The following is a 26,739-nucleotide window of genomic DNA, read 5'->3' as shown; positions in this document are numbered from 1 at the left end:
AACACCACTGTATGTTTATCCAGCTATACTTGATGTGAATTCACTTCCCCGAGCCTGCGAGGCAAGTTCAACAGCTAATTCAACGACAAATGACATCTATGCAAAGCGCACCTATTTCTGCGAAGGCATAAACCCCACCATTAAAATTCTCTTTTTTATCAAAAACTTGAGACACCACAAGTACAAGCCCCCAGGGAATAAGCGTCATATGTCGTTTTTTACGCAAAATATCTGTTCGCTTATCTACTTCCACCCACATCAACTATTCCATATTTTTCAGTGATTTATAAGCTTTGCAGACCAAAAATCATGACGTTTTACGACAATTGTCGTATAGCTCCGCTTTGATCACGGTGCAATGTTCGCAGTCAGGCCTACACTACTGTATATAAAAACAGCAAGGAGCTGACGCATGATGCTGGATGTACCACCCAAACTGCCAGACAAGCCTGTTCGTTTCATGGATCAACTGCGCGCTTTAATTCGTAGCCGAAACCTGGCCTACAAAACCGAGCAAACCTATTGCCACTGGATTAAGCGGTTTATCCGCTTTCATGGCATGCGACATCCCTCTACCTGCTCTACAACAGAGGTAGAGCAGTTTCTTTCTCATCTCGCGGTACAGCGCAATAACAGCGTTAGCACCCAACGTACCGCTTTGAATGCCATCGTTTTTCTGTTTCGGGAAGTTCTTCAGCAACCGCTGGAGGAGCTGTCGTTTGAGCTGGCAAGAAGACCTCGGCGCCTGCCTACCGTTTTTACCCATGATGAAGCCAAAGCCGTCATAGGCCACCTGGAAGGCACCTCGCAGCTGGTGGCGCGTTTAATGTATGGCGCAGGCCTGCGCATTAACGAAGTGTTGCGGCTTCGAGTCAAAGATATCGATTTTGGCATGCAGCAAATTATTGTTCGCAGCGGTAAAGGCAATAAAGACCGTACCACCCTGCTCCCGGACTCATTGCTAAAGCCACTGTCTCTGCAAATTGAAGCCTGCCTGATACAACATCAACAGGATCTGGCCAGTGGCCATGGCGAGGTCTACCTGCCATTTGCCCTAAACCGCAAGTATCCGAGCGCAGCCAAAGAGCCGGCCTGGCAATACCTGTTTCCGGCTGGCAGATTGGCGCTAGACCCACGCAGCAATGTTGTGCGTCGTCACCATTTATTGGATCGCGGCGTGCAGCGAGCCATTGGGGCGGCCATCCGCAAAGCGGGTATCTATAAACAGGCAAACAGTCACGCCCTGCGTCACAGCTTTGCTACCCGGTTGCTTGAGGCCGGGTACGACATTCGTACTATTCAAAAACTGCTTGGCCATGCCGATGTGCGTACCACAGAAATTTATACCCATGTAGTACGCAAAGGAGGATTTGGTGTTCGAAGCCCTGTCGACGATGGCTTTTAGCGAGCCGGCAGGCTACCGCCGAGCCTTGCAGGCGACTATTGCCTCATCATCCTTGTTATGAGACAGCACAGGCGATATGCACTTGGCTCAATTGAAGCCTCGCATTATAAGCAATATGCATGGCAAAATGGAATATAGAAATGGCGATTATTATGCGACGTGCTGGGGCGCCGCTTTCTGCCTCAGGCCATGATATCGTTGGCGCTGGCTGATAATGTTTCTGTACGTAGGGTTCACATAATGGGCAGTTATCTTTCTTTAACCACTCGCCTCGGTTTGATGTTCAGCATTGCCATGTTGGCGGTATGGAGTCTGGTGAGCCTGGTATTGATGCAAGCACTGGAGCATCACTTTGCTCGCCAGGATCAAACCGACATTCAGGGCAAAATAATTCTGATCAAAAATTTTATCGCGGACCAATCACCAGGCAATGAGCAGAGCTGGCCGTTGCTGCAAGCGCGTTTAAACGATGTTATCTCTGGCCATGGTGGCTATTATCTGCTGATTAAAGATAATCAGGGCAAGGTGCTGGCCAGTACCACCCCCATTCAACGCCAGCAACCGGGCATGAACCGGCCTTTTCCCGTCGCCCATTCCCTGCCGTTGCAAGAAACCTGGATGGAAGAGGGTATTCGTTATCGCAGCATTACCGAGCAACTGGTTATCCCCCAGTCAGGGCCTGGCGCACCTGGCGCTATCATGATCCGCGTGGCCTTAGACACCCGCTATCACCAGCACTTTATCGACGAAATAAAAGTGGGACTGGCCTGGCTTACCGGCGGTATTGCGCTGCTGTCTGTTCTGTTTGGCTGGCTCGCCTCGCGCACCGGGCTTAAGCCGTTACGCAGTTTGGCCAGCCTCTCGTCACGCATCACCGCCAACAAGCTTGACCATCGACTGTCGTTGCATGATGCACCCAGCGAATTACACGCGCCCATTCAAACCTTCAATGACATGCTGGACCGGTTGGAAAACTCCTTTCAGCGACTGACCGCGTTTTCTTCCGACATTGCCCACGAGCTACGCACCCCGGTTAACAGCCTGATGATGCAAACCCAGGTTGCCTTGTCACAGCCCCGCGCAACCGAAGAATATAAAGAGGCGCTCTATGCCAATCTGGAAACCGCAGAACGAATGGCGAGGATGATTGGTGAAATGCTGTTTCTTGCCAAATCGGAGCAAGGTCAGTTGACCATGCAATCCGAGCCACTGACTCTGGAAGATGAGCTGGATGAACTGCTGGAATTTTTCGAGCCCTTAGCCAGCGAGCAACAGGTACACTTACACCGCGAGGGTCAGGGTCGCCTGCTGGGCGACAAGTCGATGCTGCAACGGGCGTTCAGTAATCTGCTGACCAATGCCATTCGCTATACACCGGCCTCGGGCGAAGTGCGCATTGTGATTGATGGCAACGAAAAAGGCATCACAGTGCAAGTCATCAACCCGGGCCCGGCCATTGCGCCGGAAAAATGGCCGCGGCTGTTCGATCGATTTTACCGCGCAGACAGTGCTCGCGAGCCGGTCACAGAAGGTACCGGGCTGGGGCTGGCCATCACCCAGGCGATTATTACCGCCCACCATGGCAACATATCCGTGCATTCCGATGCACAAGCAACCTGCTTCAGGGTTTGGTTTCCCGCTACCGAACACCACTAACGGATACTAAAACAGGGAGCCTCGGCTCCCTGTTTATTCACGGCCTACCCTCTTACTTCACGCGGACTTGGCCTTTCATACCGGCTTCCATATGGCCGGGGATCAGGCAGGCAAAATCGACGGTACCGCCCTGATCAAAGGTCCAGATCAGGCCCCCCATCTGGCCCGGCTGCAGGCTGATCATGTTGGGTTCGGCGTGCTGCATGTTAGGCATCTGGCGCATCATGTCGGCATGTTCCTGCAAGGATGCCAGGTTGCCTATCACCAGTTCGTGCGCCAGCTTGCCCTTGTTTTTAACGAACAAGCGCACGGTTTCCCCCGCCTTTACCTCGATTTGTGCTGGTGAAAAACGCATGTCGTCGCTCATCACCACTTCTATGGTGCGGCTCACCTCGGCTGCGGTGCCAGGGCGGCCCACGCCGTGCATGTTCTGCTGCATAGCTGCCATGTCATGACCCTGATGGCCGCCATGTTCACCGGCAGCCATCGCCAGAGCCGGTAAAAAAGACAGCATTAAAACGGACAGTGATTTTTTCATCAGTACTTCCCTATTGTGAGTGTTATCGCGCAATCATGGTTTAAAACCACAATCTGACCCCGGCTACCCAACGCGTTTCTTGCGTGGCCTCGCCTTCTTCTCGTACCAGATCGGCACTGTTACCCAGCGCCGCCGCCCATTCCCAGCCAACATAGGGGGCAAACTGGCGGCTGATTTCATAGCGCAGTCGGGCACCGGCCACCAACTCGGAGAGCCCCTGCCCCTGGCCCCGCTTGGCATCGTCCTTGCCATAGGCAGTTAACTCCGCCCTGGGTTGCAATACCAGCCGCTGGGTCAGCAAGAGTTCATATTCCCCCTCTACGGCCAGCGCCGTTTGCCCATCGTCACCCAGATAGGCGGTAGCATCCAGTTCCAACCAGTAAGGCGCCAGCCCCGACACGCCCAGAGCCAACCAGCCCTGATCCGGCCCGTGTCCGGTGTCGTAGCGCACACCCAGCTCACTGTTCCAGAAGGTCGTCAGGGCATGGCTCCATAGCAGTTCGGTACTGGCTTCGGTCAGCTTGCCGTGTTCCATATCGCCTTCAGCCTTGAGTACCGCCCTGTTGTAGTCATGGCCAAACCAGGCACGGGTATCGTAAGTCAGCGTCTGATCTTCGCCGTTATCCACCCGTTCCAGTCTGTCTACCAGCACCCCGTAAAAGGCATGTTCGTCGGCCAGACGTAACTGCCGCGGTCCGGGCAAGGCATAAGGCCCGTCTTCCAGGATCAACCCACCGGAGTAGGCGTGCGGATCCCGGGCATTGGCGGGCGCCGAGCCCCCCTGCATCTGCATGCTGCCATGATCCATGCTTTGCATCTGGCTGTGGTCCGTGACAGGTGTGTTGCCCGGCGCTGTACCGTGACCGGTGTGAGCACCTTGCGCCAAGGCAACGCCGGCAGGCAATATCGACAGCGCTAACAGCAGGCTGTTCAATCCTGTTTTCATGCTTGTGTGACCTCTATTGGTTAGGCTCATGACACCACCACTTCGCGGAACATGCCTGCGTCCATATGAAACATGAGGTGACAATGCCAGGCCCAGCGCCCTGGTGCATCTGCGGTCACCAAAAAGCTGATCCGCTGTGCCGGCTGCACCTGTATGGTATGGCGGCGCACCTGAAAACTACCGTCCGGATTTTCCAGCTCGCTCCACATGCCATGTAAATGCATGGGGTGGGTCATCATGGTGTCGTTATGCAAAATAATGCGCACCCGCTCACCATAATTCAGGTGCACCGGTGTAGAGCTACCAAACTCGACGCCGTCAAACGACCAGGTATAACGCTCCATATTGCCGGTCAGGTGCAGTTCTATTTCTCGCTCCGCTGGCCGTGGGTCCATGGGGCCGCCGGGGGTGCGCAAATCTGCCAGGGTCAGCACTCGGCGGCCGTTATTGCGCAGCCCAACCCCAGGATCGTCCAGGTTGGTACGCGGCGTATCTACCCGCATATCGACACTGGGGCCATATTCGCTACGGGCATGGCGCACCTCCTGGCTTGCCTGAGCCATGGCGGCCATATTCATACCACCATGATTCATACTGCCGTGGTCCATACCCGCCATGGCGCCCATATTCATACCACCCTGGTTCATGCCGCCGTGATCCATGCCCGCCATGGCGCCCATATTCATACCACCCTGGTTCATGCCGCCGTGATCCATGCCACTCATGTCGCCCATCATATCGGCCATTGCCAGCCACTGGGGCGCATCCAGCTCGGGAACGGCAGCACTTAGCCCTTGTTGCGTGGCCAGGGTGCCACGGGCATAGCCGGTTCTGTCCATTGCCTGGGCAAAAAGGGTATACGCCTCGGCCTCGGGCTCAACCAGCACGTCGTAGGTCTCGCCGGGGCCGAAGCGAAATTCATCCACCGTGACCGGGTCTACATTCAGGCCATCTGCCTGAACCACTGTCATTTTAAGACCGGGGATCCGTACATCGTAAAAACTGTTACCGGCACCATTGATAAAGCGCAGCCGCACCCGCTCGCCCTGCTTGAACAAAGCCGTCCAGTTACCCTTGGGCGTGGTGCCGTTCATCAGATACGTCAACGTTTCAGAGGATAGATCGGCCAAATCGGTCGGGCTCATGCGCATTTCGTTCCACATCTGCCGCTTACTAAGCGCCGTTCTCAACCCATCACTGGACACATCGCGGAAAAAATCGAACACTGTGGGTTGATTGAAGTTGTACAGATCACCCTGATTCTTGAGCTTGCCGAATACCCGCATCGGGTTTTCGTCGGTCCAGTCGGAGAGCACCACCAGATGTTCACGGTCCGCCTGAATGCTATCGCCCTCGGCGGGGTCGATAATCAGTCCCCCATACATGCCGGTGAGCTCCTGCATACCCGAATGGGAGTGATACCAGTAGGTGCCGCTCTGCTCCAGCTTGTACTTGTAAGTAAAGGTTTCGCCGGGGGCAATGCCAGGAAAGCTGATGCCCGGTACGCCGTCCATCTGATAGGGCAAAATAATACCGTGCCAGTGAATGGAGGTCGGTTCTTTCAGCCGATTGGTCACGCGAATGGTCACCTCGTCCCCTTCACGCATGCGTAGCGTGGGCCCGGGAATGGAACCATTGATGGTAGTGGCCATGCGATTCTTACCGGTAAAGTTCACCGGCGTTTCATCAATCACCAAATCGAATTCGCGACCGCTCAGCACCGGTACATCGCCCGTCAGCGTCCCTGCACTGGCAGCCTGAGCGGGGGTTAACATGGGCGCCATGCCCAGCACTACGCCGCCGGCGGCCAGGCCCTGCACAAATCGCCGCCTGGGTAGACTCACGCTGTTATTGATCTCTTTCATCGCACCTTATCTCCTGCCTGGTATGCTGCTGATTAGCCATGCGCGTTATAAAGAGAGAATAGAAAGCGAACCCTGTCTGTAACATGACAAGCAGATTACAAAATTGTCATCTTGCCGTCATGGGGCGGGCAGGCAGGTTAAACACAGCAAAATAAAGGTTGTAGAGACGCGCGCAGGACCGTCATCATCATCAGCAAAGACAGAGCAAAAAGAGACAGTGCATGAAACTTCTTATCATTGAAGATGAACAAAAAACCGGTGATTACCTGCAAAAAGGGCTGAACGAGGCGGGATTTGTAGTAGATCTCACTCGCAGCGGCCTGGACGGCCTGCATTTGGCGGTGAGTGAACCTTACGATTTGATCATTCTGGATGTGATGCTGCCGGATCTGGATGGCTGGCGCATTGTAGAAGCGCTGCGCGATCAAGGCCGGCACATGCCGCTGTTGTTTTTAACCGCCAAAGACAGCGTGGAAGACAGAGTGCGTGGGCTGGAATTGGGGGCTGACGATTATCTGGTTAAGCCGTTTGCCTTTTCCGAACTGCTAGCCCGAGTACGCACCCTGCTGCGCCGAAGTATTCCTCAGGCACAAAACGACCAACTCACAGTGGCCGATCTCACGCTAAACCTGCCTCGGCGCCGCGCGGTGCGTGCCGGTGAAGCCATTCACCTGACCAACAAAGAATTTGCCCTGCTGGAATTGCTGGTGCGCCGCCAGGGTGAAGTATTGCCACGCTCGCTCATTGCCTCTCTGGTCTGGGACATGAACTTCGACAGCGATACCAATGTGATTGACGTGGCCATTCGCCGATTACGCGCCAAGATAGATGATGGCTTCGAACTCAAGCTCATTCAAACCATCAGAGGCATGGGCTACACCCTGGATGTGCCTGAGTGATGCCATCACCCCGTGTTACCCTGGCCGATAAAGTGGTAATTTGAATGAGATTGCAGCTGACCATTCAGCGAGTGGCGGGTGTTTTACAAACCCGAGGGCGTCGGCAATACTCAGGATTCGACATCAAGATACGACTTCAGCTCTGTTTCCCTGCATCAAAAATCGATGCCCTCTCCCTGCCGAATGAGTGATTCACCAAAGGATGGTTGAATGAGTGACGAGAAAGCCAATCGTAATAACGCCCAGGAAAAAAAAGCCCAAGAGGCGGCAGAAGAACAAGAGACACGCGACAGAGTGAAAGATCGCGAGTCTCGCGAAAAAACCCCAACTCCAACCGAAAAGTCATTAACGCGCAAAGAGCGTGATGCTGTAGCCAAACACGGTAATCTGTCGGCGCTGACGGTGTATTCCATTATTCTGCGCGAAGGCGAAGAAGAACTGCTGCGGCCAAAAATATCACTGTGGTGGTCCGGTGTGGCCGCGGGGGCCGGCATATCCACCTCGGTGCTCGCCGAGGGGATTATTCGCGCTAACCTGGGATCGGATCATCCCTACCTGACGCTGATTGAAAGCCTGGGTTACACCTTCGGCTTTGTGTTGGTGATTATGTGTCGGCTACAACTGTTCACCGAAAATACCATCACAGTGGTGCTGCCTGTGCTGGCCGATCCCACACGTCAGCGTTTTTATCATATCGCGCGTCTGTGGGGGGTGGTGCTGGCGGCCAATTTCTTTGGCACCTTTGTGATTGCCACCATGAGCGTTCACGGCAACATATTACCTGCAGACACGCTCGCCGCCATACTGGAAATATCGCGCCATGTGGCACAACTGACTCCATCTGAAACCTTTCTGCGAGGGATTCCCTCCGGATTTTTCATCGCGGCCTTGGTCTGGATGCTGCCTTCGGCAAAAGATGCTGAAATATTGGTTATCGTGATGTTTACCTGGCTGATCGCGGCGGGTGATTTTACCCATGTGATTGCCGGTTCAAACGAGATTTTCACGCTGGTGGTCAATGGCGAAATGAATATATTCACCGGCTTTATTTATCATATTGCGCCGGTACTCCTCGGCAACATTATTGGCGGTACCGGGCTGTTTGCCATGCTGGCCTATGGCCAGGTACATGAAGAAATGTGATGCTGATTACATAGCAAGCAGATGCTGATAAACGTTATATCGGGAAAATGAATCCTGTTAAGGAATAAATGTGCCAGATAGCGAACTTTCGGATAACCCAAGCACCACCGAGCTGGCCGATACGCGAACCGCCTGGGCAGAAGACAGAACCATTTTGGCAAACGAGCGGACCTTTGCCGGCTGGATGAGAACCGGCATGGCCGCCATTGCGCTGGCGTTGGGTCTGAAAGCGGTATTTAAAGACACCGACCACACACTGGTCGCAAAAGCGGCCGCCGAGATTTTCATTATTGTGGCTATTTTCATTTTTTGGGCAGCGGTTGCAAAATCACGTAAAGCGCTGAAAAGAATGGATAACCATGACATTGAAGCGCAATCGCATAAACGCATGACATTACTGGCCATCTTACTGACATTTGCTGCCGTGGTAACCGGAGGAGTGCTGTGGCTGCTGTAATCCACCGTATTGATGGTGCGTTAACATCATTCAACTGCACAGCCTGGTTGCTGGAATGACGATAGTTCCTCGGTGATTTCCCCTCTTGGTTTTTCATGCCATTAAAGTTTTATTTCACCCGCCTCAGGTTGCAAGCACTACGGCATAACGGGTGAAAACGGCCCCCTTATCCCGAGTCTGCGGACTGAGAGAGCTGAACATGACGTTTAGCCCAGTATGCAGACCAAGTATGTATGATGGCGTACAGACCCCCTCTGAATTAGGTACTAGATTAACGATAAGGAGATGGCGATACAGTCGGGTGTCATGCAGGCCGCCCTGTGATTACTGACTCCTTTCGGACGCAGTCGGCTATGGTCATCGCGTCTGGGGTATGGTGCCGATGGGTGTGCTCATCTGCACATTGGTGAGTGACCTGCCGGGAGAAATGACATTGGGAACTATTCTGTTAATCCTGCTGATTTTGCTACTGATCGGCGCCATTCCCAGCTGGCCCCACAGCCGTAGCTGGGGTTATGCCCCAAGCGGTATTTTGGGTATTGTGTTGTTGGTGGTTGTGGTGCTGCTACTACTGGGCAGGATCTGAGCAACCGACTATAAATGGCTGTGTATGCCCCCCTGCCGTTTAGTGTACGCCAGGGTACTGGCATGGCCGTTAAACAGACATAGCAATAAGGACAGGAGCATCGGCGATTGAACCACTATCGGCACACGCTGACAAATATACCGCTTATTTGCGCGTTGAGTGTGACAGCGTACAGATGCAGCACTGGTTCGCTGTCATACTGATTACATCGTCAAGACGCAATATCGCGGAGGGCGATACACTCAGAGGTTACCATGGACAAAACCCGTACCCCTAATCAGCCCGAGAAAAAAGCCGCGCCGCAAGATCCCCAGCAGCAACAACGCACGCAGGGAAAAAATGAACCCAAGGCGGCAACCAAGGCTGATGCTCAACAGCAACAGCAACCTCCACAAAAAGCCAAAGAATAAGGCGGGAACAAGGTCTTAACGGAACACACCACAGACCTTGATTGCCACCGTTAACTTCCGCCGTTATCTCTGTTGAGCGGTGGAAGTCGGTGACCAAATTCAGGAATTTCGGGAGACGTCTGGGACGGACTCCCGTTTTGTGGTTTTATTTGCCACTATGAGGGAAAGATTGCAGGCGATCGGTTTCTTTTTTGACCACGGCGTAGCATTCACAACTCAACTGTTCCAGTCTGGACCTGTCCAGTACTGTGATGTGCCCACGGTGGTATTCGATGACCCCAAGCTGTTGCAGCTTGTGGGCTGCAATGGTAACGCCTTCCCGACGCACGCCAAGCATGTTGGCAATCAACTCCTGAGTCATGGTCAGGTTGTTATCCGATAACCTGTCCAATGACAGCAACAACCAGCGACACAGCTGCTGGTCGACCGTATGATGGCGATTGCACACCGCCGTTTGCGCCATCTGAGTGATCAGAGCCTGGGTATAACGCAACATCAGCAGCCGCGTATCGGCGTCACGTGTAAATTCCTCTTTGAACAGAGCACTGAGCAGCCGGTAGCCACTTCCAGCACTCTGGACGATGGCCCTGCTCGGGGTGCTGTCTCCCCCCATGAAGACGGCAATACCGACGATACCTTCATTACCCACGACCGAAATTTCAGCCGAGGCACCGTTTTGCATGACATAGAGCAACGAAACGATAGCATCGGTAGGGAAATAAACATGCCGCAAGCGGCTCCCCGATTCGTACAATACCTTTCCCAACGGCAAGGATACCAGTTCGAGGTGCGGGAACAGGCGCTGCTGCACGTCGTTCGGCAATGCCGCCAGCAGTTGGTTCTGCATGGGCGTAGAAAGGTTGTTTCTGCTCGGCATAGCCATCTCCATCATCATGTTTATCACTATTCTAGTTAAACAAGAGACGGTGAGTGTCATTCATCTGCAGCGTGTCGCAGAGAAGATCCTTTGTTCAGCCTTTACCGAGCAGCTCAATAGATGAGTGACTTACTCAATCTGGTATTAGGAAACCACCCCCTGGGCCAGGAGTTCTCTTCGGATGATGTCTGCGCCAGCACTCAAGGCATTCAGTTTGCCTCTTGCCACGGCACGAGACAAGGGTGCCATGCCACAGTTGGTACAAGGGTAGAGCTTGTCTGCATCAACAAACTGCAACGCTTTACGCAGCGTATCGGCAACTTCCTCAGGCGTCTCGATTCGATTGGCGGCCACATCAATGGCGCCTACCATCACCTTTTTACCGCGAATAAGTTCCAGTAGATCCATAGGCACATGCGAGTTGTGACATTCTAACGAAATAATATCGATGTTAGACTGTTGCAGCTTTGGAAAAGCCTCTTCATATTGCCGCCACTCAGAGCCCAGGGTCTTTTTCCAATCCGTATTCGCTTTAATACCGTAGCCATAGCAAATATGAACCGCCGTTTCGCACTTGAGACCTTCAATGGCGCGTTCTAATGTTTTAATGCCCCACTCATTCACATCATCAAAAAATACATTAAAGGCAGGCTCATCAAACTGGATAATATCAACACCCGCTGCCTCTAATTCTTTGGCTTCCTGGTTGAGTATTTTGGCGAATTCCCAGGCCAGTTTTTCACGGCTTTTATAATGATCATCATACAGCGTGTCGATCATGGTCATGGGACCAGGCAGGGCCCATTTAATGGGTTGCCTGGTTTGCTGGCGTAAAAATTTGGCATCTTCAACAAACACTGACTTTGGGCGACTCACTGCTCCCACTACCGTCGGTACACTCGCATCATAGCGATCACGTATTTTAACGGTCTTGCGTTTCTCAAAATCAACACCGTCAAGGTGTTCAATAAAGGTAGTCACAAAGTGTTGGCGGGTTTGCTCGCCGTCACTGACTATATCAATACCTGCGTGCTGCTGCTCTTGCAACGATACCCGTAACGCATCCTGTTTCCCTTCGGTTAACTCTTCACCTTGCAATTTCCAGGGTGACCAAAGTGTCTCGGGTTGTGCCAGCCAAGAAGGTTTGGGTAAACTGCCCGCTGTTGAAGTAGGTAATAATTTTTTCATAACAAATACCGCTTTATATTCTTGTTAATTATAAATCCCGAATTCAGGACGCGTAACTGGCAGACCATTGCTCAAGGATGGCTTGATAGGGCTTGATAAAATTCTCTTCAGCAAGCTTCCCTTGTTTAATAGCTAACTGGCTACGCTCTTCTCGATCATAAACGATTTGAGTCAATGAATGATCTGCGTTCTTCAGATTCGGTTTATATATTTTCCCTGCCACCGCGTTGGCATTATATATTTCAGGTCGGTAAATCTTCTGAAAGGTTTCCATGGTGCTGATGGTGCTTATCAGCTCCAGGTTACTGTAATCATTAAGCAAATCACCAAAGAAGTAGAAAGCCAGAGGCGCAACGCTATGTGGTGGCATAAAGTAGCGAACCTTCAGCCCCATCTTTTTGAAGTATTGCTCTGTCAAAGACGATTCATTGGGTAAATATTCAACACCCAATATGGGATGCTTGTTTTCAGTCTGATGATAGGTCTTATTATCCGACACACTGAGACAGATCACAGGTGATTTATTGAAGTTCTGCTGGTAGGCATCTGAATCAACGAAACATTTAAAAAGCTTCCCATGCAGGTCGCCAAAATTTTCCGGAATGCTGAATGTGTCCTTGCCCTTATTATGCTCCAGTAGCAATACGCTGAAGTCATAATCTCGCACATAAGAGGAAAAGTTATTCCCTGTAATGCCTTCAAACCGTTTTTTAGTCTTGTGGTCAACAATATTCGTCTTCAATATTTCAATGGTAGGAAAGCTTTGACCCTTGCCTTCTTTATCAATATCCATATCAACGGAAATGATTTCCAGTTCAACTGAGTAACGGTCCCCTTTAGGGTTGTCCCAATCGGCCAGGGCATTGAACCGATTATTGGTCATCGTCAAGGCGTTGCGCAAATTCTCTTGGCGGCTCTCTCCTCTGGCCAGGTTCGCGAAGTTGGTCGTAATACGCGTACTGTCCGAGGGCTGATAATTTTCATCAAAGCTGATGCTGTTGATAGCAAACTTGAAGTCGTTACTCATAGTGTCTGGCATCCATTTTCCGAGATAAACATGAATTTGTTCTTTGCTCTTTCTGGGCTTGATGATGTCTTGTTATCTAGAAGTCCAGATGTCTAGAGCTAAGGCTTAGGTATGTTATACAGGCCAGATAACATGAACAAAAATGATTTTACCTCATCAATAGATGAATTTTGCTCATCATTCATTGTAAGGCAACGCCCGGGCGGGCACTCGTGCACGTTCAACGGTTTGAAGGCACGTTCAGGTGTGATTGGGGTGTATGTTCTGGGATAGCCCCTGCGGCCAGAATGCTGATGCCAGATACCCAGGCTGGGTAATCACCTGACATGCTGAGCCAATGCAATAAATTCACTCAGATAATTAATCTGCTCTTCGCCCTTTCGCACCCCCACAAAGATCTGTTTTCTAATGCCATCTTGACCGAACCGCAGGCTGTTAATGGCCATTTTTTTGGCGAATTCATCCACCAGCCAACCAGGCAATGCACAGACGCCTCTGCCTGCCGCCACCATTTGCAGCATGATTTCCGTGGTTTCTATGGTTTTGTGTTTTTTGACCGTGCATTTTGCGGGGTTTAAAAACTGGCTGTAAATATCCAGCCGTTCAGGCTCTACCGGGTAGCTGAATAACACCTCTTCACTGAGCTGTTCGGGCATGATGGAGTCTTGCCTGGCAAGGGGGTGAGATGATGCAACGACCAGCCTATGCTCGTAGTCAAATACCGGTATAAACGTCAAATTAGGTTTATACAGAGGATCTGGCGTAACCAGGATATCTATCTCGAAGTTATGCAGGGCACCCAGACCACCGAACTGAAATTCCTGTTTTACGTCAATATCAACGTTTGGCCACTTTACAAGATAGGGTTCAATCACTTTTAACAGCCATTGATAGCAGGGGTGGCATTCCATGCCGATACGCAGTGAACCCATTTCGCCTTTCGCTATCTGACGCAACAGGTGTTCGGTATGTTTGAATTGCGGCAGCACCCGATTGGCAAGGGTCAAAATTTGTTCACCCGCGTTGGTCAGCCGCAAGTTTCTCCCTTCTTTTTGCCAAACAGGTGTTTTGATCTGGCCTTCCAGTTTTTTGATGCTGTGGCTCAATGCAGACTGGGATAAATTCAACGATTCGGCCGCCTGGGTTAAGGTTCCTTGCTCTTTTATTGCTGCCAGTACTTCAAGGTGAAACCGCTCCAACATCACTTAACTCCGCTTTTAGTATTTAATATCATGAACTTAATTCATGATTTATTGAAAATATAGTATTATTTTTCATTGTTGAAACGCCACCTATGCGCACCTGAATATCCTGTTATCTGGCATAAGGTATCGAATTCAAGAGAAGATATGCCGTCGTTTCAGCGCGCATCTGGGCGCTTGCAAAGCGGACCATATTTTTAACTGGGGGGTCCCGTCGTGTTCAAAGGCACTATACATAGCGAGTCCCTGCACTGCGACTTGATGCTGTCGAGTCTGGACAACGGCTCTACCATCAGCTGTATATATTGCCCGTAAGGATCTATCGCGGTCAATTCACCTATTTTGACTTCTCTGGAATGAACCCCTGACAGTCTGTTTTTACCCTTCGCCTTCCGGCCTCTTTTATGCTTGTTTTTCACTCAAAAATTGGCAATAACTCCAATTATGGTCAAGGCTTGATCGTGTCCGCTGGACAAACCATTTAACTCAGTCAAACGAGGAGAGAAGGCATGAACAAGGCATCACTCACAGCCTTGTTGGCCATACTGAATACCGTATTGGCTTTGTCACACCTTCCATACAGGAAGCGGCATCAACGCCATTCAACGACCCTTGTTTTCAATCAACAGATACCGTTGATTGACATCAGTATCTAATAGTTAACCACATAACTGTTAGATGCTAGGGCCGAGTTTGGTCAATACCCTTACAATATTCAGAGAATAAATGCTTTAAGGAGTATGAGTAATGAAAACGCTTAATCGCTCTAAAACCATCATTATGACCGCCCTGCTCGCAGCATTCTCAATGTCGAGTGCCAACCTGGCCCTTGCCGAAGATAAAACGGACATGCGCGCAGCTGACGCATCAACCACGGCTGACAAAAAAGCCTGGCTAGACAGCAGACGCATGCAAGATTATGGCGACGCCAAAAATATGTTGGAGCAAGCACTGGCGGGGGCTACCAGTGTTGAGCAATTACGAGGTCTCCTGCAGAAAGAAGGGTACATGATCACTTCTATCAATGAACAGTCGAACGATGATATCGAGTATGAAGTGGTTAAAGGAGATCACAGCTTTGAAGTAAGTGCCGATATAGATAACGCCAAACTCGAAGACATTGAAGTAGCCAATAATGTCTGGCGCGCCGACGAAACCAAGCGCGCCATGCGAGAAGCCGACTATAAAGGCGGTGATCTGATGTACGACGAGAAGCAGGCCGGTAAATATAGTGATTCCAAATACTTGGATTCTTGGGGCGAAGAAAAAGAAGCCCTTGAAGCCGCTCTACCCGTGGGTAAAACGGTGAGCGACTATCAAAAAATGCTGCAGGATAAAGGCTATCAAATTACGTCCATCAATGATGTTGACGATGATAACGTCGAGTTTGAAATAGTGAAAGGTGATCACAGCTTTGAGGTTCAGCTTGATCGTGACGCCTCAACCAAAGTGGTTAACGAAATCGATGTAAGCACCAACATATGGCAATCGGAAGAAACCGAAAAAGCATTGGGTCAAGAGTAACAAAAGCTAAAAGCCACCTCTATTTAATTTGAGGACAGCTTGCTTTAATGCTGGCAGACAACGACTACCAACTAAAAAACTGCTAGTACTGCTAATGCAAGCACAACTCTACGGGGCTACACGCTTAGTGTGCCCCTTATTTTTGTTATTTTACATCTCAGACCTACTTTGTAGCTGAATCACTAACAGCTTTGTTTGTGATATTTGCAAAAACACCCCCGACGTTTACGGCAGGGGTGCTCTTATGGCTTGCAGCTGCTTTCATCCTTTCACCGCTGTTAAAGATTTTATTTGATAGTTATAAATCCTTTGTATTCTCGGCTTTCACCCAACTCGGCAAGCCATCAAATTACAACCTTGATAACATTACACTTTCTTTGTCCACAGATCGCACCATCCCTCAGGGCTAATGGTCCCTGCAACGACCTGACAGCTGTTCGACTCGGAGATAAAGTTCTGGCATTGACTGCATTTCTGCCCGTTCTCACTCGGCTGGTTTTGATAATGAACGCTGGCCTGCGGCGTCTTGGTCGACTCAGACGCCTCAGGGTAGGCGCCACTCGGCAACTCCCCGGTTGCTGATTCTTCCTTCTTGTCACAGCCGATCAGGGTAAAGGGGATCAGCGCACCGCATCCTATTGCCAACGCTCTACGCAACACTGTCCTTCGGGAAAGAGACTGCGGCGCGTGGTTCCAATATGTCAACTTGTTATCTTTTTCTTGTTTCATCTCAACCTCCCCGGTCGAAAGAATCTACAGCAGAACTCATGCAGGCAGCATCCCTTAGCCCGAATCTTCGGACTGAGTGAGCTGAACATGAAGTCTAGCTCAGTGTGTAGACCGGGTATGTATGATGGCGTACAGACCCCCTCTGAATTCGGTACTAGATTAACGATGAGGAGATGGCGATACAGTCATGAGCCACGCAGGCCGTCCTGTGATTACTGACTCCTTTCGGACGCAGTCGGCTATGGCCGTAGGGTTCGGGAATGGTGCCGATGGGTATGCTCATCAGCACCTGGATGAGTGACCTGCCGGGAGAGATGACATTGGGAACTATTCTGTTAATCCTGCTTATTTTGCTACTGATCGGCGCCATTCCCAGCTGGCCCTACCGTCGTTCTGGTAGACGAAGAGATGGCCAGAAACCTGTCAATCTCGTCACTACAACATGAAGCCTTTATCTTTAGCCAACAAGGGCTGATGGCGGGAATCAGTCTGGAAGGAACCAAGATTACCCGAATTAAACAGTGATCGAATAACGAGCAGGTTCCACAGGTGTCTGTTCCTTCATCCCGCTGCTCTTAATTACACATCCCCAGAGAATACCGATGGTGATGAGCGAAAGCACGGCTTTTACCACGGTGAAGTAGGTGGTGCACTTTGAAATCTGGCGTATAGGGCCAGCACTTTCCTTCAAAGCTGTAATAAAGGCCTTCTGGCTGCGCTTCAAAAGTGGTTATTTCGGGGGAGTATTCAAGATGAAAGCAGGTATCAAACTCAAGAGCTGATTCAACCGTAAGAACAGATTTGGTCTTGCTACTTGCGAAACGAAAGAGGTTTTTTACTGGGGAATGCTTCAATCGGCGCCGATACATAAAAACCACCTGAATGTAGTTTTGTTACTACAAAGGTAGGCTATGTCAGCTTATGATGCAATTTATGTCAGCTATTACTGAAGATATGTCAAATTATGGTAAAAGCGACAAAAAGTAATTTGGAGGTGACCGCCGCCAGCCACATCCCGGCACTCGAAGATTCCTGCTTGGGCTGCTCCCTTCCGGGCCTGACCTGGTAAACAAGATTCCGATGCGAGAGGACCAACGGGGTCACCATCGAAGAAAGGCCATTTTAGCAAAGATGAAAGTGAATGCAATAAGCCATTGACTGTTTGCGGGTTTATTAAACAACGAACAACCCAAATCACACATTTTCACTTCCTGGCCCTCCTTGCTTACCGGTTTGCTAAAACGGAAACATGATGGGCACCAGAGTGATAACACCTGCAGAATACAGCAGGCTGACCGGCAGTCCGGCTTTTAGATAATCGACCATTCGATAGCGCCCCGGCGAATACACCATCAGGTGAGTTTGGTAGCCAAAGGGGATAATAAAGCAGGCACTGGCACCAAAGGCTACCGCCATGATAAAGGGCATGGGGTCGGCGCCAAAGGCACTGGCCGTCGACAAGCCGATGGGGAACACCAAGGCCGCGGCCGCATTATTGGTCACCACTTCGGTCAAGATCAAGGTAATCACAAACACCCCGATAAAGGCGCCGTATACACCATAGCCATTACACAGACTGCGCACCGCATCGGCTACCAGCTGTGCCCCGCCCGAGCTTTCCAGCGCCTTGGCCACGGTAAGGGCCGAGCCAATAATCAACCAGAGTTCAAACGGAAAACGCCGGCGCAACTCGCTGACCGTAAGCACCCGGGTGACCAGTAACAACGCCAACAAAATCAATAAGCCATTCAGCAACGGCACCAGATTGGCTGCAGCCAATGCGATAACCGCGCCAAAGCCGATAAAAGCCAACAGACTTTGCTCGGTGCGCAACTTGGGTCTTTGCAGGCTGCCACTTAACAGATGAAAGTTACGGTCTATGTTGCGCTGCTCTTTAAAGTCTGGTCCCACGGCTAACAACAGGCTGTCACCTACCCGCAGTGGGATTTGACCCAGCTGGCCGGTAAGACGACGTTGACCGCGGCGGATCCCCACCACACCGGCGTTGAACAGCGTTCTAAAGTCGACTTCGCGCAGGGTGCGCTTGGCCAGCTCCGACTCGTTGGCAATCACCACTTCCACCAGGTTGGAAGCCAGCAGACGGTCGGCCTGGGTACCAAACAGCTGCAAGCCCGGAAAACGTTGCAGTGTTTGCACCTTTTCCACTTCGCCAGTAAATACCAGCACATCGCCCTGCTCTATCACCTCGTCGGGATTAACCGGGCTCAGCAGACGATCATGGCGCACAATTTCCAGCAAAAACAAGCCATTAAGGTTACGCAACTGGTTGTCTTCTATGCTGTTGCCAATCAGCGGCGAGTCGGCCATTACCTGAGCTTCCAGGAAATATGACTGGGGGATTTCCTGCTCGATAACGCGGTTTTGCGGCAGCAGTCGTGCACTGAACATCAAACCGATAATACAAATCAGCGCCACCGGCAAGCCTACCAGGGTAAACTGGAACATGCCCAGCGGCGGCAAGCCCGCGTTGATCACAAAGGAGTTCACCACCAGGTTGGTGGAGGTACCGACCAGGGTAGTGATACCGCCCAAAATGGAGGCATAGGACAAGGGGATCAACAGGCGCGAGGCCGGAATATAACGCTGGCGAGAGATCACGCCGAGCAAGGAGCCCACCACGGCGGTGTTGTTTAAAAAGGCAGATAAAAAAGCCGTCACGCCCATCAGACGCAGGCTGGCCATCGACTCTCGGCCTTTTAGCAGGGCGTCCGAAAGTCGGTCGAGCAACGGCGATCGTTCCAGCGCCAGCGACACCAGCATCAATACCACCAGGGTGATGAGGGCCGAATTGGAAAAACTGGCCAGCAACGCCTGCTGTTCGGTTACCCCGAGCAAGACAAAGCCCACGGCCCAACAGGTAAACAAGACCGCCGGCGACACTCGTCCCTGGATCAGCAACGCTAACAAAACGCCAATTGATGCTAATACCCAATATGCTGTCATATATAACCACTCGCTCTTTAGCAGGACTATCATTGTACCCATATATCAAATAAACTGAATACATAGATCATCTATAACATTTGGTTATTAGCATAATCCATAATTGAGAGCGGTATCACTAATGAACTTGACGCACCTACAACGGCTAGAAGCCGAAAGTATTCACATTATGCGGGAAGTGGTGGCAGAGGCCGACAACCCCGTCATGCTTTATTCCATTGGCAAAGACAGCGCCGTGATGCTGCACTTGGCCATGAAAGCCTTTTATCCTTCCCTGCCGCCGTTTCCGCTGCTGCATGTGGATACCCGCTGGAAGTTTCGCGAGATGTACACCTTTCGTGACCAGATGGTGGAAAAACTTGGCCTGGAGCTGATTACCCATACCAACCCGGAAGCCATTGCCAAAAACATCAATCCCTTCACCCATGGCTCGGCGATTCATACAGATATTACTAAAACCGAAGGTCTGAAGCAGGCGCTGGATCAATACGGTTTTGACGCCGCCTTTGGTGGTGCCCGCCGTGATGAAGAAAAATCCCGTGCCAAGGAACGTATTTTCTCGTTTCGTACCGAGCAGCATCGCTGGGATCCCAAGAACCAGCGCCCGGAATTGTGGAAACTGTACAACGCCCGCAAACACAAAGGCGAGTCCATTCGGGTATTTCCGCTGTCCAACTGGACCGAGCTGGATATCTGGCAGTACATCCACTTAGAGAATATTCCCATCGTGCCTTTGTATCTCGCCGCACCACGCCCGGTGGTTGAGCGTGACGGCACCTTGATCATGGTCGATGACGAGCGCATGCCGCTGAAAGAAGGCGAAGTGCCTATGATGAAAAACGTGCGCTTCAGAACCCTGGGCTGTTATCCGTTAACCGGCGCCGTGGAGTCAAACGCCACCACCCTGCCGGAAATTATTCAAGAAATGCTGCTCACCAAAACCTCCGAGCGCCAGGGCCGCATGATCGATCATGACTCCGCCGCCTCGATGGAAAAGAAAAAACAGGAAGGTTATTTCTAACCTGCTGAGACAGGTTAGAAAACGCTGAGCTCAAAGTGTGTTGGTCGAATAAATTCGACCCTACAAAGCACATCACTTGGTGTTTGGCTGAAAGAACAAATAATACTGCGCGCTATACACAGGCGTCAGCAAGAAACGGAAGGCGTACAGCTCCGAAGGACAAAACATGAATTTATCATCTCTGATTGAAACGAATATCGACGAGTATTTGAAGGTTCACGAACACAAAAGTCTGCTGCGGTTTATTACCTGTGGCAGCGTGGATGACGGCAAAAGCACCCTGATTGGCCGCTTGCTGTTTGAATCGAAAATGCTGTTTGAAGACCAGCTGGCCGCCATGGAAGCGGACTCCAAAAAATGGGGTACCCAGGGCGAAGACATCGACTTTGCCTTGCTGGTCGATGGCCTGGCCGCCGAGCGTGAGCAAGGCATTACCATAGACGTGGCCTATCGCTTCTTTTCGACCGAGAAACGCAAGTTTATCGTCGCCGATACCCCCGGGCACGAGCAGTACACCCGTAACATGGTCACCGGTGCCTCTACCGCCGACGCCGCGATTCTCATGGTCGATGCCCGCAAAGGTATTCTCACCCAAACCCGCCGCCACAGCTATTTGATGTCGCTGCTGGGTATTCGCCACATTGTGGTGGCCATCAACAAAATGGATCTGGTGGAATATTCACAGGCGCGTTTTGATGAAATTGTCGAAGAATACGGCCAGTTCGCCAAGCAACTAGGGCTGACTAACGTCACCTATATTCCGCTGTCGGCCTTCAAGGGCGACAACATAGTAGACCTGAGCAACAAGATGCCCTGGTACGCGGCACCTGGGTATCAGGCCACTACCCTGATGAATTTTCTGGAAACCGTGGAAGTGGACGACACCCGCATGCAGCAGGCACCGTTTCGCTTGCCGGTGCAGTGGGTTAACCGTCCCAACCTGGATTTTCGTGGCTTCTCGGGTACCATTACCAGCGGTGTGGTCACGCCCGGTACCCGCATTCGGGTGCAACCGTCGGGTAAAGAGAGCGAAGTGGCGCGCATCGTCACCTACAACGGCGACCTGGACCAGGCGGTAGCTGGCCAGTCAGTCACCCTGACCCTGAAAGACGAAATTGATATTTCCCGTGGCGACGTGATCTCCCTTGCCGATGCCCCGGCAGAAACCGCCGATCAGTTTGAAAGCACCCTGGTGTGGATGAGCGAAGACGCCCTGCTGCCCGGTCGCCCTTATCTGTTGAAAATCGGTACAAAAACCGTCACTGCCAGCATTACCGACATCAAGTATCAGGTCAACGTCAACACCCTGGAGCACACCGCCGCCAAACAGCTGGAGCTGAACAGCATAGGGGTGTGTAACCTGAGCCTGGACCGCGCCATTGCCTTTGATGATTACCAGACCAACAAAGACACCGGCGGCTTTATCCTGATCGACCGCCTCAACAACACCACGGTGGCGGCCGGCATGCTGCACTTTGCGCTGCGCCGCAGCCAGAACATTCATTATCAGCATGTGGATGTGAATAAAGACGCGCGCGCAACCGCCAAAGGCCAAACGCCTGCCGTGTTGTGGTTTACCGGTTTGTCCGGTGCCGGCAAGTCGACCATCGCCAACCTGGTCGAGAAGAAGCTGCACGCCCTGGGCGGCCACACCTACCTGCTGGACGGCGACAACGTACGCCACGGCCTGAACAAGGATCTGGGCTTTACCGATGCCGACCGGGTAGAAAACATCCGCCGCATTGGCGAAGTGTCCAAACTGATGGTAGATGCGGGTCTGATTGTACTGACCGCCTTTATCTCACCCTTTAAAGCCGAGCGTCGCATGGCGCGCGAACAACTGGCCGAGGGCGAGTTTATCGAGGTGTTTGTCGATACGCCGCTGTCCGTGGCCGAAGAGCGTGATGTGAAGGGGCTGTACAAGAAGGCCCGCCGCGGTGAGCTGAAGAACTTTACCGGTATCGACTCTGCCTACGAGCGTCCTGAAGCGCCGGAAATTCATCTGGACGCAGCACGCCTTAGTGCCGATGAAGCCGCCGATCTGGTGATTGCCGAACTGCGCAAGCGTGGCGTAATCAAGGGCTAACACTCTTTAGTGACCCAACAAAAAAGGAGCCGCAAGGCTCCTTTTTTATGGCTCGACACCCTGTACCCCAGGGTACCATCCGCTTGGTCCAGTGAATTGGACCCTGCAAGACATGGCTTATTGAACGGTGCTGGCCTGCTCTGCTTTGGTGATCAAGTCGGCCCAAAACGACAGCACCAGCTTTTGATCCTGCTCGTTCAGTTCACCGCTTAAAATGGCCTGATTAAGGCTGTTATTTACCCGGGATTTAACGTCGCGCACATGGTTACGGCCGTCAATTTCGCATTGCGCTACCGATAACGTTATGTGTCCGCGCAGATAACCACCGGCAAACAGCTGATCGTCGGTTGCGGTGGCGATGTTGCTATCGATGTCGGTTAACAGCAGCTGTTCAAATTCAAAAATATTCATTAATACGCCTCATTTTCCGGGTTTGCCACCCGCACCAGAACTTCATCTTGATAGCCAGTGATCACCCGCATCAAGCCGCTTAACTGGCGGTCGAGTTCGGGATCATTGGTGTCTACTCGTAACGGACGACCTTGCAGCGAATTCAGCTTGGTCTTGGTCGCCAGTAACCAGATATTGTGTTGCCCCACCGCCTTGATCACCGCGGGGCTGAGTTGTTGATTGCCACGACCAAAAATATGGCCCTGGCCGCCAATCAGGGTAATCACCAGCTTGCCGGGTTTGCCTGCAATCTGCTGATGCAAGCGCGTGGCATCCAGATCCGAGGCCACCAGCCGTTGCCGGTGTACCAGATCCACCCCCAGCAGGGTATTTTCCAGCCCCAGTCGCTCCATCACCGCCGCTACCGTGCTGCCCGAGCCCATAATGTAATAAGCCTCGGGCTCGGCTTGCATGCGTTCGATAATCTCGTCGGCAATATCGGTCAGCACCAGCTCGTCAGACTCGACGCCCGACACCTTGACCGCCTGCACATAGCTTAAATCACCCGGGATCAGCATTTCGCCGTAGCGTTTGGCATGCACCCGCCCTTGGCGAAATGCGGCTTCATCAATGTCCATGACATCGGCGGCCATCAGGCTAACCGGCTCGCCGCGCACCAAGCGAGCCAATAAACGCCCGGTGCCGGCCGGCGTCACCCCATACACGCCGGAGTGGATTTTTACTCCGGCCGGAATGCCCAGTACACACAGCCCTGGTGGAGCAGCGGCACACACATCGCGCGCCGTGCCATCGCCACCGGCAAACAGCAACAAGTCTATACCCTGCTCTACCAGGGCGGTCACGGCCAGTCTGGTGTCGTCTGCCGTGGTCGTTACCCGGCTTTGAGGCTGATAACAGACGGTGACCGGCAGATTAAGCGCCTGGCACACGGTTTCACCCATTTCGCCGGCCACGGTGTAGAGGCTGAAGCGGTCGTTAAGTTCCAATAATTCTGCCAGGGCCAATTGAGTGCGCTGCAGCGCGCGGGGTTCGGCACCCAGGGCGCGCGCCTGTTCGGCCATGCCATCGCTGCCCTTAAGGGCAACGCTGCCGCCCAGCCCTGCCAGCGGATTAACAATCAAACCAATCTTGAACATATAAGCCCTCCGGGCAGCGGTAAGCTTTATAGGCTACAGAATAAAATGTTCTGCCGTAAGATCTGGCTGGCCGTAGTGACGTTGCAGCGCTTGCATAAGCGTCTGTGCACGGGGTGGAAAGCCCTGTTCAAGGTAGCGCAGCGCCTGTTCGCGCACTTGCGCTTTAAAGGCGTGACGATCTGGCTCGACACTGCCGTTTAAATTGTCGCAGCTCACGTTGAAGTGAAAACCGCAACATAACGACAGCGCCCATTCTATGGCTTGCGGCTTGATTTCTACCGCTTCAAACTGGCGCTGTTGTTCACCATCGCGGCCATCCGGGCAATACCAGTAACCATAATCCACTTGCAGCCGCCGCGCGTCGCCGGCCAACAGCCAGTGTGCCACTTCGTGCAGGGCGCTGGCAAAAAAGCCGTGGGCAAACACAATACGGTGATGATCGATATGGCCGTCTGCCGGATAATAAATCGGCTCGTCATCGCCCCGCTCAAGGCGCGTATTGTAGCTGGCAGCAAAGCATTGGTTAAACAGGGAAATGAGATCGGAGTAGCAAAACGACATAAAAAAACGGCCCTCAATATAGGGCCGTCATTCTACCTTGCTACCAGAAGCAAGCAAAGGTCATACCTGCAACTGTTACACCAATTTGGGTGTCCCGGTATGCACTTCGGCATTCTGGCCACGGTTAAGCAGCAAGTGATCCAGCAGCACAATCGCCAACATGGCCTCGGCAATGGGCACCGCACGAATACCCACGCAAGGATCGTGGCGACCACGCGTCACCAGTTCGGCGGCATCGCCTGTGGTGTCTATGGTATTGCCCGGCACCATGATGCTGGAGGTGGGTTTCAGCGCTATGCTGGCCACTATGTCCTGGCCGCTGGAAATACCGCCTAAAATACCACCGGCATGATTGCTGGCAAAGCCGTCGGGCTTGAGCTCGTCACGGTGCTCGGAGCCTTTTTGCTCGACCACGGCAAAACCGTCGCCAATTTCCACGCCTTTTACCGCATTGATGCTCATCAGTGCATGGGCAATGTCGGCATCCAGACGGTCGAATACCGGCTCACCCAATCCTACCGGTACGCCCTGCGCCACCACCTGGATTTTGGCACCAATGGAGTTGCCTTCTTTTTTCAGGTCGCGCATATATTGATCGAGCGCTTCCAGCTTGTTGGCATCGGCAAAAAAGAACGGATTGGTTTCAATCACGCTTTTATCGAATACCTCGGCCTTGATGGGGCCCAGCTGGGTTAAATGGGCAAAAATAGAGACCCCGTATTTGGCCAGTACCTTTTTGGCGATGGCCCCGGCCGCCACCCGCATTGCGGTTTCGCGCGCCGACGAACGGCCGCCGCCACGATAATCGCGAATGCCGTATTTTTGGTGGTAGGTGTAATCCGCATGGCCCGGGCGAAACAAGTCTTTGATATCGGAATAATCCTTGGAACGCTGATCGGTGTTTTCAATCAACAAGCCAATAGAGGTGCCCGTGGTTTTGCCTTCAAATACGCCACTTAAGATTTTAACCTGATCTGCTTCGCGTCTTTGGGTGGTAAAACGCGAGGTACCTGGCTTGCGGCGGTCAAGATCTTGCTGCAAGTCGGCCTCACACAGCTCGATGCCCGGCGGTACACCGTCCACCACGGCGCCCAAGGCGATGCCGTGGCTTTCACCAAAGGTTGAAACACGAAAAAGGGTGCCAATACTGTTCCCTGCCATGACTGATTTCCTTTATTAAAGATTAAAACTGGTCCCGAAACGGAGCAAGATCGCGCTGGCTGATCACAAACACGCCATGGCCGCCATGCTCAAACTCAACCCAGATCAGCGGCAGCTCGGGATAGGCTTCTTCCATGTGCACCTGGCTATTGCCGACTTCAACGACCAGAATGCCGTCTTCAGACAAAAAGTCGCAGGCCTGAGCCAGCAAACGGCGGGTAAAGTCGAGGCCATCGTCACCGGATGCCAGCGCCAGCTCGGGCTCGTGCTGAAACTCTTCCGGCAGGTCGCTCATGTCTTCGGCGTCCACATAGGGTGGATTGACCACGATGAGATCGTATTTATCACCTACCGGCAGCGCCGAGAACAAGTCAGACTCAATGGGCGTAACCTGTTGCTCAAGACCGTGATTCTGGATATTGATTTCGGCAACATCCAGCGCTTCGCGCGAAATATCCAGCGCGTCCACTTCCGCCTCGGGAAAACTGTGTGCCAGGGCAATGGCAATACAGGCAGAGCCGGTACACATGTCCATGATGCGCCTGGGCTCGAGCGCCAGCCAGGGGGCAAAGCGGCCGTCAATCAGCTCGGCAATGGGCGAACGCGGGATCAATACCCGTTCGTCCACATAAAACTCGTAACCGGCAAACCAGGCGGTATGGGTGATATAAGGCGTGGGGATGCGCTGCTCTACCCGCATTTTTAACGCATCCAGCAGCAATTGACGCTCGCTGGTGAGTAATCGGGCATTTTGTATTTGTGGCGGACAGCCTTGGGGCAGGTGCAGCAAGGGCAGTATCAGCTGCACTGCTTCGTCCCAGGCGTTGTCGGTACCGTGGCCGTAAAACAAGCCGGCCTGTTGAAAGTGGCTAACGGAAAACCGTAACCAATCGCCTATTGTATGCAGCTCTATGAGTGCTTCTTCATTAAAAAGCGTGTCCAAAACC

At 52.2% G+C, this 26,739-nt stretch carries 27 protein-coding genes and 1 other RNA gene; 11 read left to right on the top strand and 17 right to left on the bottom strand.

Features of this window, described 5'->3' with window-relative positions:
• Positions 1–79: 79 nt before the first annotated feature.
• A complete protein-coding gene (locus tag IEW52_RS11215) occupies positions 80–259 on the bottom strand; it encodes a hypothetical protein (RefSeq protein WP_188630163.1) in 180 nt (59 codons plus the stop codon).
• Positions 260–412: 153 nt separating this feature from the next.
• Between IEW52_RS11215 and IEW52_RS11210 the strand changes: the two genes are divergently transcribed.
• Positions 413–1,405 carry an integron integrase gene (locus IEW52_RS11210; RefSeq protein WP_229667912.1) on the top strand — a complete coding sequence of 331 codons (993 nt, stop codon included), beginning with the start codon at positions 413–415 and terminating at the stop codon, positions 1,403–1,405.
• Between the two features lie 240 nt (positions 1,406–1,645).
• Positions 1,646–3,061, top strand: a complete 1,416-nt coding sequence (locus tag IEW52_RS11205; RefSeq protein ID WP_188630162.1) for a heavy metal sensor histidine kinase — start codon at positions 1,646–1,648, stop codon at positions 3,059–3,061.
• Positions 3,062–3,113: 52 nt separating this feature from the next.
• Here IEW52_RS11205 and IEW52_RS11200 read toward each other — a convergent pair whose 3' ends face one another.
• From IEW52_RS11200 to IEW52_RS11190, 3 genes are read right to left on the bottom strand one after another with little or no spacing between them, the layout of a single operon-like run.
• On the bottom strand, positions 3,114–3,599 hold the full coding sequence (locus IEW52_RS11200) for a cupredoxin domain-containing protein (RefSeq protein ID WP_188630161.1): 486 nt from the start codon (positions 3,597–3,599) through the stop codon (positions 3,114–3,116).
• 40 nt (positions 3,600–3,639) lie between these two features.
• Positions 3,640–4,545 (bottom strand): copper resistance protein B, encoded by a 906-nt coding sequence (locus IEW52_RS11195; RefSeq protein WP_229667911.1) that lies wholly within the window; start codon positions 4,543–4,545, stop codon positions 3,640–3,642.
• A 26-nt stretch (positions 4,546–4,571) separates the two neighbouring features.
• On the bottom strand, positions 4,572–6,410 hold the full coding sequence (locus IEW52_RS11190) for a copper resistance system multicopper oxidase (RefSeq protein WP_188630160.1): 1,839 nt from the start codon (positions 6,408–6,410) through the stop codon (positions 4,572–4,574).
• Between the two features lie 221 nt (positions 6,411–6,631).
• Here IEW52_RS11190 and IEW52_RS11185 point away from each other — a divergent pair, with 221 nt between their 5' ends.
• The 5 genes from IEW52_RS11185 (at position 6,632) to IEW52_RS11165 (ending at position 9,905) form a co-directional block, all read left to right on the top strand.
• Complete coding sequence (locus tag IEW52_RS11185) at positions 6,632–7,309, top strand: heavy metal response regulator transcription factor (RefSeq protein WP_188630159.1); 678 nt, start codon at positions 6,632–6,634, stop codon at positions 7,307–7,309.
• Positions 7,310–7,519: 210 nt separating this feature from the next.
• Positions 7,520–8,452, top strand: coding sequence for a formate/nitrite transporter family protein (locus IEW52_RS11180; protein ID WP_188630158.1), 933 nt, complete (start codon positions 7,520–7,522; stop codon positions 8,450–8,452).
• A gap of 70 nt (positions 8,453–8,522) precedes the next feature.
• Positions 8,523–8,909 (top strand): DUF202 domain-containing protein, encoded by a 387-nt coding sequence (locus tag IEW52_RS11175; protein WP_229667910.1) that lies wholly within the window; start codon positions 8,523–8,525, stop codon positions 8,907–8,909.
• Positions 8,910–9,336: 427 nt separating this feature from the next.
• A complete protein-coding gene (locus tag IEW52_RS11170) occupies positions 9,337–9,495 on the top strand; it encodes a DUF3309 family protein (protein ID WP_188630157.1) in 159 nt (52 codons plus the stop codon).
• A 254-nt stretch (positions 9,496–9,749) separates the two neighbouring features.
• The gene (locus tag IEW52_RS11165; protein WP_188630156.1) at positions 9,750–9,905 is read left to right on the top strand and encodes a hypothetical protein; all 156 of its coding nucleotides are present in this window, start codon (positions 9,750–9,752) and stop codon (positions 9,903–9,905) included.
• 145 nt (positions 9,906–10,050) lie between these two features.
• Here the strand turns inward: IEW52_RS11165 and IEW52_RS11160 are convergent, their stop codons facing one another.
• From IEW52_RS11160 to IEW52_RS11145, 4 genes are all read right to left on the bottom strand, one after another.
• Positions 10,051–10,782: a Crp/Fnr family transcriptional regulator gene (locus tag IEW52_RS11160; RefSeq protein WP_188630155.1), complete on the bottom strand. Its 732-nt coding sequence runs from the start codon at positions 10,780–10,782 to the stop codon at positions 10,051–10,053.
• Positions 10,783–10,926: 144 nt separating this feature from the next.
• A complete protein-coding gene (locus IEW52_RS11155) occupies positions 10,927–11,970 on the bottom strand; it encodes a methionine synthase (RefSeq protein WP_188630154.1) in 1,044 nt (347 codons plus the stop codon).
• Positions 11,971–12,013: 43 nt separating this feature from the next.
• Entirely contained in the window at positions 12,014–12,997 is a 984-nt protein-coding gene (locus tag IEW52_RS11150) for a DUF1852 domain-containing protein (RefSeq protein ID WP_188630153.1), read from the bottom strand.
• 317 nt (positions 12,998–13,314) lie between these two features.
• A complete protein-coding gene (locus IEW52_RS11145; RefSeq protein ID WP_188630152.1) occupies positions 13,315–14,199 on the bottom strand; it encodes a LysR family transcriptional regulator in 885 nt (294 codons plus the stop codon).
• Between the two features lie 747 nt (positions 14,200–14,946).
• On the opposite strand from IEW52_RS11145, the gene IEW52_RS11140 reads away from it, so the two are divergent.
• Positions 14,947–15,723: a hypothetical protein gene (locus IEW52_RS11140; RefSeq protein ID WP_188630151.1), complete on the top strand. Its 777-nt coding sequence runs from the start codon at positions 14,947–14,949 to the stop codon at positions 15,721–15,723.
• 366 nt (positions 15,724–16,089) lie between these two features.
• Here the strand turns inward: IEW52_RS11140 and IEW52_RS11135 are convergent, their stop codons facing one another.
• Together IEW52_RS11135 and IEW52_RS15885 are read right to left on the bottom strand one after the other, a co-directional pair.
• Positions 16,090–16,452 (bottom strand): high-potential iron-sulfur protein, encoded by a 363-nt coding sequence (locus tag IEW52_RS11135; RefSeq protein ID WP_188630150.1) that lies wholly within the window; start codon positions 16,450–16,452, stop codon positions 16,090–16,092.
• 154 nt (positions 16,453–16,606) lie between these two features.
• Complete coding sequence (locus IEW52_RS15885; protein ID WP_268236660.1) at positions 16,607–16,735, bottom strand: hypothetical protein; 129 nt, start codon at positions 16,733–16,735, stop codon at positions 16,607–16,609.
• Between IEW52_RS15885 and IEW52_RS11130 the strand changes: the two genes are divergently transcribed.
• The gene (locus IEW52_RS11130; RefSeq protein ID WP_308424529.1) at positions 16,713–16,898 is read left to right on the top strand and encodes a DUF3309 family protein; all 186 of its coding nucleotides are present in this window, start codon (positions 16,713–16,715) and stop codon (positions 16,896–16,898) included. The genes IEW52_RS15885 and IEW52_RS11130 overlap by 23 nt on opposite strands.
• 553 nt (positions 16,899–17,451) lie before the next feature.
• Here IEW52_RS11130 and ffs read toward each other — a convergent pair.
• Positions 17,452–17,549: signal recognition particle sRNA small type (gene ffs / locus IEW52_RS11125), an RNA gene on the bottom strand.
• A 139-nt stretch (positions 17,550–17,688) separates the two neighbouring features.
• A complete protein-coding gene (locus IEW52_RS11120; protein ID WP_188630149.1) occupies positions 17,689–19,416 on the bottom strand; it encodes an SLC13 family permease in 1,728 nt (575 codons plus the stop codon).
• Between the two features lie 121 nt (positions 19,417–19,537).
• Between IEW52_RS11120 and cysD the strand changes: the two genes are divergently transcribed.
• Complete coding sequence (gene cysD, locus IEW52_RS11115) at positions 19,538–20,437, top strand: sulfate adenylyltransferase subunit CysD (protein ID WP_188630148.1); 900 nt, start codon at positions 19,538–19,540, stop codon at positions 20,435–20,437.
• A gap of 166 nt (positions 20,438–20,603) precedes the next feature.
• Positions 20,604–22,523 carry a sulfate adenylyltransferase subunit CysN gene (gene cysN, locus IEW52_RS11110; RefSeq protein WP_188630147.1) on the top strand — a complete coding sequence of 640 codons (1,920 nt, stop codon included), beginning with the start codon at positions 20,604–20,606 and terminating at the stop codon, positions 22,521–22,523.
• A gap of 117 nt (positions 22,524–22,640) precedes the next feature.
• Here the strand turns inward: cysN and IEW52_RS11105 are convergent, their stop codons facing one another.
• The 5 genes from IEW52_RS11105 to prmB form a co-directional block, all read right to left on the bottom strand.
• A complete protein-coding gene (locus IEW52_RS11105) occupies positions 22,641–22,934 on the bottom strand; it encodes a YfcL family protein (protein WP_188630146.1) in 294 nt (97 codons plus the stop codon).
• Positions 22,934–24,070, bottom strand: coding sequence for an ATP-NAD kinase family protein (locus IEW52_RS11100; RefSeq protein WP_188630145.1), 1,137 nt, complete (start codon positions 24,068–24,070; stop codon positions 22,934–22,936). The genes IEW52_RS11105 and IEW52_RS11100 overlap by 1 nt, the downstream gene beginning before the upstream one ends.
• A gap of 33 nt (positions 24,071–24,103) precedes the next feature.
• On the bottom strand, positions 24,104–24,631 hold the full coding sequence (locus tag IEW52_RS11095) for an elongation factor P hydroxylase (RefSeq protein ID WP_188630144.1): 528 nt from the start codon (positions 24,629–24,631) through the stop codon (positions 24,104–24,106).
• 75 nt (positions 24,632–24,706) lie between these two features.
• Positions 24,707–25,792 carry a chorismate synthase gene (aroC, locus tag IEW52_RS11090; protein ID WP_188630143.1) on the bottom strand — a complete coding sequence of 362 codons (1,086 nt, stop codon included), beginning with the start codon at positions 25,790–25,792 and terminating at the stop codon, positions 24,707–24,709.
• A gap of 22 nt (positions 25,793–25,814) precedes the next feature.
• Positions 25,815–26,735: a 50S ribosomal protein L3 N(5)-glutamine methyltransferase gene (gene prmB, locus IEW52_RS11085; protein ID WP_188630142.1), complete on the bottom strand. Its 921-nt coding sequence runs from the start codon at positions 26,733–26,735 to the stop codon at positions 25,815–25,817.
• Positions 26,736–26,739: the final 4 nt, after the last annotated feature.

The organism is Oceanisphaera marina (genome assembly GCF_014643915.1).
Lineage (GTDB): Bacteria > Pseudomonadota > Gammaproteobacteria > Enterobacterales > Aeromonadaceae > Oceanimonas > Oceanimonas marina.
This window is presented reverse-complemented; position numbering and strand designations above follow the sequence as displayed.

Excerpts from the sequence above, each read along its gene's own strand:
- IEW52_RS11135 (WP_188630150.1), bottom strand. The coding sequence starts at position 16,452 with ATGAAACAAGAAAAAGATAACAAGTTGACATATTGGAACCACGCGCCG.
- IEW52_RS11130 (WP_308424529.1), top strand. The coding sequence starts at position 16,713 with ATGGTGCCGATGGGTATGCTCATCAGCACCTGGATGAGTGACCTGCCG.
- IEW52_RS11140 (WP_188630151.1), top strand. The coding sequence starts at position 14,947 with ATGAAAACGCTTAATCGCTCTAAAACCATCATTATGACCGCCCTGCTC.
- IEW52_RS11095 (WP_188630144.1), bottom strand. The coding sequence starts at position 24,631 with ATGTCGTTTTGCTACTCCGATCTCATTTCCCTGTTTAACCAATGCTTT.
- IEW52_RS11160 (WP_188630155.1), bottom strand. The coding sequence starts at position 10,782 with ATGCCGAGCAGAAACAACCTTTCTACGCCCATGCAGAACCAACTGCTG.
- aroC (WP_188630143.1), bottom strand. The coding sequence starts at position 25,792 with ATGGCAGGGAACAGTATTGGCACCCTTTTTCGTGTTTCAACCTTTGGT.
- IEW52_RS11165 (WP_188630156.1), top strand. The coding sequence starts at position 9,750 with ATGGACAAAACCCGTACCCCTAATCAGCCCGAGAAAAAAGCCGCGCCG.
- IEW52_RS11205 (WP_188630162.1), top strand. The coding sequence starts at position 1,646 with ATGGGCAGTTATCTTTCTTTAACCACTCGCCTCGGTTTGATGTTCAGC.
- IEW52_RS11210 (WP_229667912.1), top strand. The coding sequence starts at position 413 with ATGATGCTGGATGTACCACCCAAACTGCCAGACAAGCCTGTTCGTTTC.
- IEW52_RS11185 (WP_188630159.1), top strand. The coding sequence starts at position 6,632 with ATGAAACTTCTTATCATTGAAGATGAACAAAAAACCGGTGATTACCTG.
- IEW52_RS11145 (WP_188630152.1), bottom strand. The coding sequence starts at position 14,199 with ATGTTGGAGCGGTTTCACCTTGAAGTACTGGCAGCAATAAAAGAGCAA.
- IEW52_RS11195 (WP_229667911.1), bottom strand. The coding sequence starts at position 4,545 with ATGAAAACAGGATTGAACAGCCTGCTGTTAGCGCTGTCGATATTGCCT.
- IEW52_RS11120 (WP_188630149.1), bottom strand. The coding sequence starts at position 19,416 with ATGACAGCATATTGGGTATTAGCATCAATTGGCGTTTTGTTAGCGTTG.
- IEW52_RS11180 (WP_188630158.1), top strand. The coding sequence starts at position 7,520 with ATGAGTGACGAGAAAGCCAATCGTAATAACGCCCAGGAAAAAAAAGCC.
- IEW52_RS11170 (WP_188630157.1), top strand. The coding sequence starts at position 9,337 with ATGACATTGGGAACTATTCTGTTAATCCTGCTGATTTTGCTACTGATC.
- IEW52_RS11105 (WP_188630146.1), bottom strand. The coding sequence starts at position 22,934 with ATGAATATTTTTGAATTTGAACAGCTGCTGTTAACCGACATCGATAGC.
- cysD (WP_188630148.1), top strand. The coding sequence starts at position 19,538 with ATGAACTTGACGCACCTACAACGGCTAGAAGCCGAAAGTATTCACATT.
- IEW52_RS15885 (WP_268236660.1), bottom strand. The coding sequence starts at position 16,735 with ATGAGCATACCCATCGGCACCATTCCCGAACCCTACGGCCATAGCCGA.
- IEW52_RS11215 (WP_188630163.1), bottom strand. The coding sequence starts at position 259 with ATGTGGGTGGAAGTAGATAAGCGAACAGATATTTTGCGTAAAAAACGA.
- IEW52_RS11150 (WP_188630153.1), bottom strand. The coding sequence starts at position 12,997 with ATGAGTAACGACTTCAAGTTTGCTATCAACAGCATCAGCTTTGATGAA.
- IEW52_RS11155 (WP_188630154.1), bottom strand. The coding sequence starts at position 11,970 with ATGAAAAAATTATTACCTACTTCAACAGCGGGCAGTTTACCCAAACCT.
- IEW52_RS11190 (WP_188630160.1), bottom strand. The coding sequence starts at position 6,410 with ATGAAAGAGATCAATAACAGCGTGAGTCTACCCAGGCGGCGATTTGTG.
- cysN (WP_188630147.1), top strand. The coding sequence starts at position 20,604 with ATGAATTTATCATCTCTGATTGAAACGAATATCGACGAGTATTTGAAG.
- IEW52_RS11200 (WP_188630161.1), bottom strand. The coding sequence starts at position 3,599 with ATGAAAAAATCACTGTCCGTTTTAATGCTGTCTTTTTTACCGGCTCTG.
- IEW52_RS11100 (WP_188630145.1), bottom strand. The coding sequence starts at position 24,070 with ATGTTCAAGATTGGTTTGATTGTTAATCCGCTGGCAGGGCTGGGCGGC.